This is a genomic window from Ramlibacter sp., assembly GCF_035706265.1.
Classification (GTDB): Bacteria; Pseudomonadota; Gammaproteobacteria; order Burkholderiales; family Burkholderiaceae_C; genus Ramlibacter.
In genome coordinates, this window is the sequence record NZ_DASSVG010000459.1 from 1 (window position 1) to 10,274 (window position 10,274).

Annotated in this window: 11 protein-coding genes; 4 read left to right on the plus strand and 7 right to left on the minus strand. The window is 69.9% G+C overall.

Features of this window, described 5'->3' with window-relative positions:
- The 7 genes from VFM98_RS16530 to senB form a co-directional block, all read right to left on the minus strand.
- A partial coding sequence (locus VFM98_RS16530; RefSeq protein ID WP_325111003.1) for a branched-chain amino acid ABC transporter permease occupies positions 1-861 on the minus strand: 861 nt, incomplete at its 3' end.
- A gap of 88 nt (positions 862-949) precedes the next feature.
- A complete protein-coding gene (locus VFM98_RS16535; protein ID WP_325111004.1) occupies positions 950-1,789 on the minus strand; it encodes a branched-chain amino acid ABC transporter permease in 840 nt (279 codons plus the stop codon).
- Between the two features lie 108 nt (positions 1,790-1,897).
- Entirely contained in the window at positions 1,898-3,097 is a 1,200-nt protein-coding gene (locus VFM98_RS16540) for an ABC transporter substrate-binding protein (RefSeq protein ID WP_325110995.1), read from the minus strand.
- A gap of 37 nt (positions 3,098-3,134) precedes the next feature.
- The gene (locus VFM98_RS16545; RefSeq protein ID WP_325110996.1) at positions 3,135-3,842 is read right to left on the minus strand and encodes an ABC transporter ATP-binding protein; all 708 of its coding nucleotides are present in this window, start codon (positions 3,840-3,842) and stop codon (positions 3,135-3,137) included.
- A 2-nt stretch (positions 3,843-3,844) separates the two neighbouring features.
- Positions 3,845-4,618, minus strand: a complete 774-nt coding sequence (locus VFM98_RS16550; protein WP_325110997.1) for an ABC transporter ATP-binding protein — start codon at positions 4,616-4,618, stop codon at positions 3,845-3,847.
- A gap of 274 nt (positions 4,619-4,892) precedes the next feature.
- A complete protein-coding gene (selD, locus tag VFM98_RS16555; protein ID WP_325110998.1) occupies positions 4,893-5,957 on the minus strand; it encodes a selenide, water dikinase SelD in 1,065 nt (354 codons plus the stop codon).
- Positions 5,954-6,931, minus strand: a complete 978-nt coding sequence (gene senB / locus VFM98_RS16560) for a selenoneine biosynthesis selenosugar synthase SenB (RefSeq protein WP_325110999.1) — start codon at positions 6,929-6,931, stop codon at positions 5,954-5,956. The genes selD and senB overlap by 4 nt, the downstream gene beginning before the upstream one ends.
- A 5-nt stretch (positions 6,932-6,936) precedes the next feature.
- Here senB and senA point away from each other — a divergent pair, with 5 nt between their 5' ends.
- From senA to merP, 4 genes are all read left to right on the plus strand, one after another.
- Positions 6,937-8,175, plus strand: coding sequence for a selenoneine synthase SenA (senA, locus tag VFM98_RS16565; protein WP_325111000.1), 1,239 nt, complete (start codon positions 6,937-6,939; stop codon positions 8,173-8,175).
- Positions 8,176-8,285: 110 nt separating this feature from the next.
- A complete protein-coding gene (locus VFM98_RS16570) occupies positions 8,286-9,398 on the plus strand; it encodes a transglutaminase domain-containing protein (RefSeq protein WP_325111001.1) in 1,113 nt (370 codons plus the stop codon).
- 11 nt (positions 9,399-9,409) lie between these two features.
- Positions 9,410-9,793, plus strand: a complete 384-nt coding sequence (locus VFM98_RS16575) for a mercuric transporter MerT family protein (RefSeq protein ID WP_325111002.1) — start codon at positions 9,410-9,412, stop codon at positions 9,791-9,793.
- A gap of 12 nt (positions 9,794-9,805) precedes the next feature.
- Positions 9,806-10,081, plus strand: a complete 276-nt coding sequence (gene merP, locus VFM98_RS16580; protein ID WP_325108777.1) for a mercury resistance system periplasmic binding protein MerP — start codon at positions 9,806-9,808, stop codon at positions 10,079-10,081.
- Positions 10,082-10,274 lie beyond the last annotated feature (193 nt).

A 10,274-nucleotide genomic window follows, 5' to 3' on the forward strand; every position in this document is an offset into this window, starting at 1 on the left:
CACGAAGATCGCGCCGATGATCACCGTGACCCACTCGCCGACCTTGTCGGCCAGCATGTCCTGCAGCGAGATCACGACGCCGGCGCCGAACACCGGGCCGAGGAAGGTGCCGACGCCGCCGAGCAGCGACATCAGGATCACCTCGCCCGACATCGACCAGTGCACGTCGGTCAGCGTGGCGAACTTCATCACCAGCGTCTTCATCGAACCGGCCAGGCCGGCCAGGCCCGCCGACAGCACGAAGGCGAGCAGCTTGTAGCGATCGACCTCGTAGCCCAGGGAGACGGCGCGCGGCTCGTTCTCGCGGATCATCTTCAGCACCTGGCCGAAGGGCGAGGTGACGATGCGCAGGATGCCCAGGAAGCAGGCCAGGAAGACCGCCAGCACCACGTAGTACATCACGCGGTCGTCGATCAGCGGCAGCACGCCGAACAGCTTGCCGCGCAGCACGCCCTGCAGGCCGTCCTCGCCGCCGGTGAAGGGCGCCTGCAGGCAGAGGAAGTAGACCATCTGCGACAGCGCCAGCGTGATCATCGCGAAGTAGATGCCCTGGCGGCGGATCGCCACCAGCCCGAACAGCAGCCCGAGCAGCACGGCGGCCACCACGCCGGCCAGCACGCCCAGCTCCGGCGTCCAGCCCTGCACCTTCACGAACCAGCCGGTCACGTAGGCGGCGAAGCCGAAGAAGGCCGCATGGCCGAAGGAGAGCAGGCCGGTGAACCCGAGCAGCAGGTTGAAGGCGCAGGCGAACAGCGCGAAGCACAGCAGCTTCATCACGAACACCGGGTACAGGCCGATCGCCGGCGCCAGCAGCGCGAGCGCCAGCAGCGCCAGGTACGTCAGGCGCACGGCCTTGCCCATCCCGGGGGCGCGCGGCGCGGCAGCGCTGTCGGCTGCCTGCACCGGCAGGTTTTCGGCGGTGGCGACGGAGGTGGAGGGCGGGGACATTTCAGGCTTCCTTGCCGAACAGGCCGGCGGGACGCAGCATCAGCACGATGGCCATGATCACGAACACGACGATGTTGGAGGCTTCCGGATAGAACACGCGGGTGAAGCCCTCCACCACGCCCAGGCCCAGGCCGGTGATCACCGAGCCCAGGATGGAGCCCATGCCGCCGATCACCACCACGGCGAACACCACGATGATCAGGTTCGATCCCATCAGCGGCGTCACCTGGATCACGGGCGCGGCCAGCACGCCGGCCAGGCCGGCCAGCGCGGCGCCGGCGCCGTAGGTGAGCGTGACCATCAGCGGCACGTTGACGCCGAAGGCCTGCACCAGCTTCGCGTTCTCGGTGCCGGCGCGGAGGTAGGCGCCCAGGCGGGTGCGCTCGATCACGAACCAGGTGCCCAGGCAGACGACGAGGGAGGCGACGATGACCCAGGCCCGGTAGTTGGGCAGGACCATGAAGCCGAGATTGGTGGCACCCGACAGCAGTTCGGGCACTTCGTAGGATTGGCCGGAGACGCCGTACTGGCGGCGGAACGCGCCTTCCAGGATCAGGGCGAGGCCGAAGGTGAGCAGCAGCCCATACAACGGGTCGAGCCCGTACAGGCGCTTGAGCAGCAGTCGCTCCATGAGCACGCCCAGCACGCCGACCACCAGCGGCGCGAGGATCAGCGCGAACCAGTAGTTGATGCCCCAGCTGTCCAACATGATCCAGGCCGCGAACGCGCCGACCATGTAGAGCGCGCCGTGCGCGAAATTGACGATGTCGAGCAGCCCGAAGATCACCGCCAGCCCGAGACTGAGCATGGCGTAGAAGGCGCCGTTGACAAGGCCCAGCATCAGCTGGCCGAGGAAGGCCTGGTGGGGGATGCCGAAGATTTCCAAGACTCTGTTCTTTCTGTCCGCGGTGGGCAGCCGGCCCGCGGGCCGGCTGCATTCACCCTGTGGTTACTTCTTCAGCAGCGTGCACTTCGACTCGGCGGGCGTCGTGAACGCCTGGTCGCCGGGGATCTTGGCCACGGTCTTGTAGTAGTCCCAGGGGGCCTTGGATTCCTTGGCCGACTTCACCTGGAACAGGTACATGTCGTGGATCATGCGGCCGTCGGCGCGCACGGTGCCCTTGCTGTAGAAGTCGTCGTACTTCATCGAGCGCAGTTCGGCGTTCACCTTCTCCGCGTCGGTCGTGCCGACCTTCTGCACCGCCTTCAGGTAGTTCATGGCCGCCGAGTAGTCGGCCGCCTGCAGGCTGGACGGCATGCGCTTGAACTTGTCGAAGAAGCGCTTGGCGAACTTGCGCGAGGCGTCGTCCTGGTTCCAGTACCAGCTGTCGGCCAGCTGCAGGCCCTCGGTGGCGCCCAGGCCGACGGAGTGCACGTCGTTGATGAACACCAGCAGGCCGGCGACCTTCATGCTCTTGGTGATGCCGAACTCCTTGGCCGCCTTCATCGCGTTGACGAAGTCACCGCCCGCGTTGGCCATGGCCAGGATGTCGGCCTTGGAGCCCTGGGCCTGCAGCAGGAAGGAGGAGAAGTCGGAGGCGTTCAGCGGGTGCTTGACCGAGCCCACCACGGTGCCGCCGTTGGCCTTGACCACGGTGGTCGCGTCCGCTTCCAGCGAATGGCCGAAGGCGTAGTCGGCGGTCAGGAAGTACCACTTCTTGTTGCCGGCCTTGATCAGCGCGTTGCCGGCCACCTTGGCCAGGGCCACGGTGTCGTAGGCGTAGTGGATGGTCCAGGGCGAGCAGTCCTCGTTGGTCAGGCGGGCCGAGCCGGCGCCGATGGAGATGAAGGGACGCTTCTTCTCCTTGGCCACGCCGGCCATCGCCAGGTTGGTGCCCGAGCTGGTGCCGCCGATCAGCATCGCCAGGTTCTGGCTGTCGATCCACTCGCGCGCCTTGGAGGCGGCGACGTCGGCCTTGTTCTGGTGGTCGGCCGTCAGCACCTCGATCGGGCGGTTCAGCACCTTGCCGCCGAAGTCCTCCACCGCCCACTTGATCATCTCGGCGCCGGCGGGGCCGTCGATGTCGGCGTACAGGCTGGACATGTCGGTGATGAAGCCGATGCGCACCGGGCCGGTCTGCGCCTGGGCAAAGGCGCCGGTCGCGGCGAAGCCGAGGGCCAGGGCGGACACGAGGGTCTTGATTTTCATTGCAGGGTCTCCTTGTCGAAAGCTGTCTTCTGTCTTCTCACACGCCCAGGTATTCCTGCAGCATGCCCATGTTGTCGCGCAGTTGCTGCTGCGCGAACTCGCGCACGATCTTGCCGTGCTCCATCACGTAGAAGCGGTCGGCCAGCGGCGCCGCGAACCGGAAATTCTGTTCCACCAACACGATGGTGTAGCCCTTGGCCTTGAGCGTGCGGATGGTCTCGGCGAGCTTCTGCACGATCACCGGCGCCAGGCCTTCGGAGATCTCGTCCAGCAGCAGCAGGCGCGCGCCGGTGCGCAGGATGCGCGCCACCGCCAGCATCTGCTGCTCGCCACCGGAAAGGCGCGTGCCGGGACTCGCCGCGCGTTCCTTCAGGTTGGGGAACATGTCGTAGATCTCGGCCACGCTCATGCCGCCGGCCGAGAGCGTCGGCGGCAGCAGCAGGTTCTCCTCCGCCGACAGGCTGGCGAAGATGCCGCGTTCCTCGGGGCAGTAGCCCACGCCGAGCTTGGCCGTGCGGTGCGGCGGCAGCTTCACGGCCTCCTTGCCGCGGATGCGGATCGAGCCGGTGCGCGTGCCGGTCAGGCCGACGATCGCGCGCATGGTGGTGGTGCGGCCGGCGCCGTTGCGTCCCAGCAGCGAGACCACCTCGCCTTCGTTCACCGTCATGTTCACGCCGTGCAGCACGTGCGATTCGCCGTACCAGGCGTGCAGGTCCTCGATGCGCAGCATCTCGTTGGCGGCCATGTTCAGTGGGCTCCCTGCAGTTCGACGTCGGCGGAGCCCATGTAGGCCTCGATCACCTGCGGATTGCGCGACACCTCGGCGTAGGGGCCGTCGGCGATCACCGCGCCGCGCTGCAGCACCGTGATGCGGTCGGCGATCTTCGACACCACGTTCATGTTGTGTTCCACCATCAGGATGGTGCGGCCGACCGAGACCTTCTTGATCAGGTCTGTCACGCGCGAGACATCCTCGTGCCCCATGCCCTGGGTCGGCTCGTCCAGCAGCATCAGCTCCGGCTCCAGCGCCATGGTGGTGGCGAGTTCCAGCGCGCGCTTGCGGCCATAGGGCAGGTTCACCGTCAGTTCGTCGGCGAACTCCTGCAGGTCCACCTGCGCGAGCAGCTCCATCGCGCGCCGGTGCAGCGGGTACAGCGAGCGCTCCGGTTTCCAGAAGTGGAAGGAGGTGCCGAGGCTGCGCTGCAGGGCGGCGCGCACGTTCTCGAGCGCGGTGAGGTGGGGAAACACGGCGGAGATCTGGAACGAGCGCACGATGCCGCGGCGCGCCGTCTGCGCGGGGCGTTCGTGCGTGATGTCGGTGCCGCGGTAGACGATGGTGCCGCGCGTCGGCGCGAGGAACTTGGTCAGCAGGTTGAAGAAGGTGGTCTTGCCGGCGCCGTTGGGCCCGATCAGGGCGTGGATGTCGCCGCGTCTGACTTTCAGGTCCACATTGTTCACGGCCACGAAGCCCTTGAACTCCTTGGTCAGGCCCTGGGTTTCCAGGATCGTTTCAGCGGACAAACTTCTCCTCCAGCATGGTCGTGGCCGGGCATCGCCCGGCCGTCCAGTCGAAGGCGTCTATGGTGCTCATCATGTTGCAGCGCGAGAAGAGGGTCCAACCCTAGGTGGTTCCGCGTACCCCGCCTCCAGGCTTGCAGGACGCTGACGCTCTGCGCTTCTGCGTGCGTAAGAAAGCGCCGCGTTGCGGCGCTTCAGTGATCGGATTGCAGCGTGGGAATCTCGCAGGCTGGGGCGGCGCCAGCCGCCGAAGGTGAGCTTTGCGAACCCCGGCGTTTCAGCGCACCACGAGCCGCGCCCCCGCACTCGCCGTACGGGCCTGCCCGATCACCGCGGCCTGCCCGAAGCCATGACGTCGGAACGTGTCCAGCACCTGGTCCACGCTGTCGGGCGTGCACGAGACCAGCAAGCCCCCGCTCGTCTGCGGATCGGTCAGCAGCGCGCGCTCGGCTTCGGCGAACCCGGCCGGCAGCGCCACCTCCGCGCCATAGCCGCCCCAGTTGCGCCCCGACGCGCCCGTCACGAAGCCGCCCTGCGCGAGCTCGCGCACGCCCTGCAGCACCGGCACCTTGTTCCACTCCAGCTCGATGGAAAGGTCGGCGCCGCGCGCGAGTTCGAGTGCGTGGCCGGCGAGGCCGAAGCCGGTGACATCGGTCAGCGCATGCACCCCCGCCAGGGCCGACAGCTCCGGGCCGGGCGTGTTCAGGCGGGTGGTGGTCGCGATCATGCGCTCGTAGCCGGCGGCATCGAGCTGCTCCTTCTTGAGCGCGGCGGAGAGCACGCCCACGCCCAGCGGCTTGCCCAGCACCAGCACGTCGCCGGCCTGCGCATCGGCGTTGCGCTTCACGCGCTGCGGGTGCACCAGGCCCAGCGCCACCAGGCCGTAGATCGGCTCCACCGAGTCGATGGTGTGGCCGCCCGCGATCGGGATGCCGGCCGCCTTGCAGACCGATTCGCCTCCTTCCAGGATGCGGCCGATGGTGGCGGTGGACAGCACGCTGATCGGCATGCCGACCAGGGCCAGCGCCATGATCGGCCGCCCGCCCATGGCGTAGACGTCGGAGATCGCGTTGGTGGCCGCGATGCGGCCGAAGTCGAACGGGTCGTCCACGATCGGCATGAAGAAGTCCGTCGTGGCGATCAGCGCCTGTTCCTCGTTGAGCTTGTAGACGGCGGCATCGTCGGCCGTCTCGATGCCCACCAGCAGCTCGGGCGGCACCGGCAGCCGCGCCGTGCCCTTGAGGATCTCGGACAGCACGCCGGGCGCGATCTTGCAGCCGCAACCGCCGCCGTGCGAAAGCGATGTGAGGCGGGGTTCGGCGCTGGCGGGCGATGAATTCATGGGGAAGATTCCAGTTCTTGCAGGAGGTTCAGCAGCGCGTTGCGCTCCGCGGCCGCGTCGAACAGCGGCGCGCGCAGGGCGCATTGTGCGGCCAGCCGGCCGAGCAGGCCGGCCGCGGGGTCTTGCGCCTGCTGGCCGGCGCGGCACGCCAGCAGCAGCCGGGCCAGCGCGCCGGCGTCCGCATGCGGGAAGTAGCCCTGGTAGCTGGTGCCGAGCATGCCGACGTTGCCCGGCACCCGGCTCGCAAGCACCGGCGTGCCGCAGCGCACGGCTTCCAGGATCACGTGGGCGCCGCCTTCCAGCGCGCTGGTGTGCACCAGCACGTGCGCGCGCCGGATCTCCTCCAGCGTCGCGGCATGCGGCAGCGCGCCCAGCCACTCGTAGTTGGGGCACTCGCGCGCCGTCGCGCGGGCCTCGTCGCCGAGTGCCGGTTCGGCCGCGGCATCGCCGATGTGCCGGATGCGGATGTCGCTGCGCTGGCACAGCAGGCGCGCCGCGGCCAGCAGGGTCTGCGGCGTCTTCACCTGGCGCAGGTGGCCGACCATCACGGCCACGAGCTGTGCGTCGCCCTTGGGCAGCGCCGGCAGCGCGGGCGTGGACTGGTAGATCACCCGGGCCTTGTCGCGCTGCCACACCGGCAGGGCCTCCGGTCCGCATTCCTGCAGCACCACCAGGCGCTGCGCCAGTTGCAGCGAGCGCTGGGCTGCGGCGTCGGCCTGGATGTCCTGGTAGAGATCGGTGCCGGTCAGCACCACCGCCAGCCCGCGCCCCGGATGCGCCTGCGCCCAGGCGGCGATCGGTTCCGCCGAGCGGCGCGCGCGCAGCGCCAGCATGATCGCGTCGCCGGCCGCCTCCGCGTCGGGCCACTCGCGGGTGATGCGCACGGCGTGGTCGCCCGCCAGCAGTTCCTGCCAGCGCCGGGCCGTGCGCCAGTTGCCGTTGTTGGCGTTCGCGAGGGCGGGGCTTACGATCACGACCGATGGGGAACGGGGCATCCACCGGTTATAGCGCGGCGGCCGCGACCGCCGCTCTGGCCTTGCGGCAAGGCCCGCCTGCCGCCGTGCGTTCGGCGCTGCTGGCCGCGCGCGAGCGCACGCTGGCGCTGGCCGAGGATTTCCGCCGCGCGCTGGGCCCGAAGCCGCACCTGCCTTACGCGCCCGAACTCAACCCGCCGCTGTGGGAGCTGGGGCACGTGGCCTGGTTCCAGGAATGGTGGATCGCGCGCAACCCGCAGCGGCACCTGGGCGTACGGGCCGACCCGCAGGCGGCCCGGCCGCCCTCCATCGTGGCGGAGGCCGATGCCTGGTACGACTCCAGCCGGGTCGCGCACCGCACCCGCTGGGAACTGCCGCTGCCCGGCAGCGATGCCACGCAGACCTATCTCGCGCTGACGCAGGAGCGCACGCTGCAGTTGCTGGCCGCGCTGGACGGCCCCGACGACCCGGCCCTGTACTTCTTCCGCCTCGCTGCCGTGCACGAGCAGATGCACGCCGAGGCGGCCGTCTACATGGCGCAGGGCCTGGGCATTCCGCTGCGGGAGAGTGCCGAGCCGCCGCAGGCAGAAGCGGCGGCGGAGCTGCCCGTCGGCCCGCTGCGCTTCGGCCTGGGCACCAGCTGCGCCGGCTTCGCCTTCGACAACGAACTGCCCGCGCACGAGGTGGAGCTGCCGCGCTTCGCCATCGATGCCTCGCCCGTGACCTGGGGCGCCTTCCTGCCCTTCGTGGAAGACGGCGGCTACGACGACGCCCGATGGTGGACGCCCGAGGGCCTGGCCTGGCTCGCCGCCCAGCGCCAGCGCCGGCCCGCCGGCCTGCGCCGCGCGGCGCACGGCTGGGAGCAGATGCGCCACGGCGCGTGGCGCCCGCTGCGCGCGCAGGAAGTGGCGGTGCACCTGAGCGCCCACGAGGCCGAGGCCTGGTGCCGCTGGTGCGGCCGCCGGCTGCCCACCGAAGCCGAATGGGAGTGCGCGGCACTGACGCAGCCGCGCTTCCGCTGGGGCCTGGTCTGGGAATGGACGGCGAGCCCCTTCGAGCCCTATCCCGGCTTCGCGCCGCATCCGTACCGGGACTATTCGATGCCCTGGTTCGGCAGCCGCCGGGTGCTGCGCGGCGCCTCGCCGGCCACCGCACCGGCGCTGGCCCACGCGCGCTACCGCAACTTCTACGAGCCGCACCGGCGCGACATCTTCGCCGGCTTCCGCAGCGCCCGCGCTCCCTGAGACAGGCCTTTCCCCACCTCCGCAAGGGGCTGAACCCAACCCCTATACTTGGCGCCCTTCGCGAGGCTCAGCCGCCCGGCGCCGCCTCTTGTGAACCGATGGAAGATCCCATGAAGCCGCACCTGTCCCGCCGCGATCTCGTCAAGGCCGCCTCCGCCGCGCTGGCCGTGGGCGCCGCGCCGCTGGCGCAATCCGCCGAAGCCGCGCGCCGCTTCGAGCCCCGCCCCGAAGGCTGGCGCGCCTTCGAGGTGACCACCACCGTGCAACTGCGCGAAGCCGCGGGCGAATCCGTGGTCTGGCTGCCCGTGCCCTCGGTGGAGACTTCCTGGCAGCGCACCGGCGACGTGAGCTGGTCGGGCAACGCCCGCGACGTGCGGCTGGCCGCCGACGGCAAGACGGGCGCCAAGGTGCTGGTGGCGCGCTTCGCGCCCGGCACGCCCGATCCGCGCCTGGTGCTCACCAACCGCATCGAGACCCAGAATCGCGCGGTCGACTGGAAGGCCCCTGCACCGGCGCCTGCCGATCCGGCCGACCTGCGGCACTGGCTGGAGCCGAGCGAACTGATCAGCACCGACGGCATCGTGCGCAAGGTGGCCAGGCAGATCGTGCTGGGCGCGCGCAACGACCGCGAGAAGGCGCAGCGGATCTACGACTGGATCATCGTCAGCACCTACCGCGAGCCCAAGGTGCGCGGCTGCGGCGCCGGCGACATCAAGGCCATGCTGGAGTCGGGCAACCTGAGCGGGAAGTGCGCCGACATCAACGCCCTGTTCGTCGGCCTGTGCCGCGCCGCCGGCGTCCCGGCGCGCGACATCTACGGCATCCGCCTGGTGCCCAGCGCCTTCGGCTACCGCGAGCTCGGGGCCAATCCCGCGAGCCTGAAGGGCGCGCAGCATTGCCGCGCCGAGGTGTACCTGAAGGAGCATGGCTGGGTCGCGATGGACCCCGCCGACGTCACCAAGGTGATGCGCCAGGAAACGGCGGAATGGATCAAGGACGCGGGCCACCCGGTGGTGGCGCCCGTGCGCAAGGGCCTGTTCGGTGCCTGGGAGGGCAACTGGATGGGCTACAACAGCGCCAGCGACGTGAAGCTGCCCGGCGCGAAGCAGGGCAAGCTCGGCTTCTTCATGTACCCGCAGGCCGAGACCGCGGCCGGCGCGCGCGACCCGTACGATCCCGACACCTTCGCCTACCAGATCACGGCCCGCGAGATCGCGAGCTGAAGCCAGGATCGATGAAGACCGTCACCGAATCCGGACCGCAGCAGCCCGCCGGCGCCACCGCACCGGCGCTGACGCTTGCCGGCATCGCCGCGCTGCTGTCCTCGGCCTGCTGCGTGATGCCGCTCTTCTTCGCCATCGTGGGCATCTCCGGCGCCTGGATCGGGCAGCTGCGGGTGCTGCAGCCGTGGTCGGTGCCGCTGTCTGGGCTGGCACTGCTGGCGCTGGCGCTGGCCGGCTGGCGCCTGTACCGCCCCGCGGCGGCCGCGGCTTGCGACACGGCCGATCCGGCCGCCTGCCGGCGCGCCGGCTCCACGGCGCGGCGCTGGTTCTGGCTGGTGGCGGTGCTCACCCTCGTGCCCATCGTGGTGCCGCTCGCGGCGCCGCTGTTCTATTGACGGAGTGCTGACATGAACAAGATCCTTGCCGTGCTGGCCGCCGCGCTCCTGGCCGCGGGTTCGGCGTCCGCCGCGCAGCGCCAGGTGGTCCTGAGCGTGCCGACGATGGACTGCGACACCTGCCCGATCACCATCCGCATCGCCCTGATGAAGGTGCCCGGCGTCAGCCGCGCGGTGGTGAGCTACGAGCGCCGCAACGCGAAGGTGACCTACGACGACGCGAAGACGGACGTCGCCGCGTTGACGAAGGCGACGGAAGCGGCCGGGTATCCCTCGTTTCCCGAGTAGGCTGGCGCTGGAGCGAAGCGAAAGCCCAGCGCTTCGCTGCGCTCGCGCATCGCTGGGCTTCGCGCTGACGCGGCTCAGCACCAGCCTACGAATCCGGCTCAGCACCAGCCACGAATACGGCTCCGCACCAGCCACGAATACGGCTGCGCGCGATCTGGTTTGTCCCGTGGCGGGTCCCAGCTCCGCCACCCAG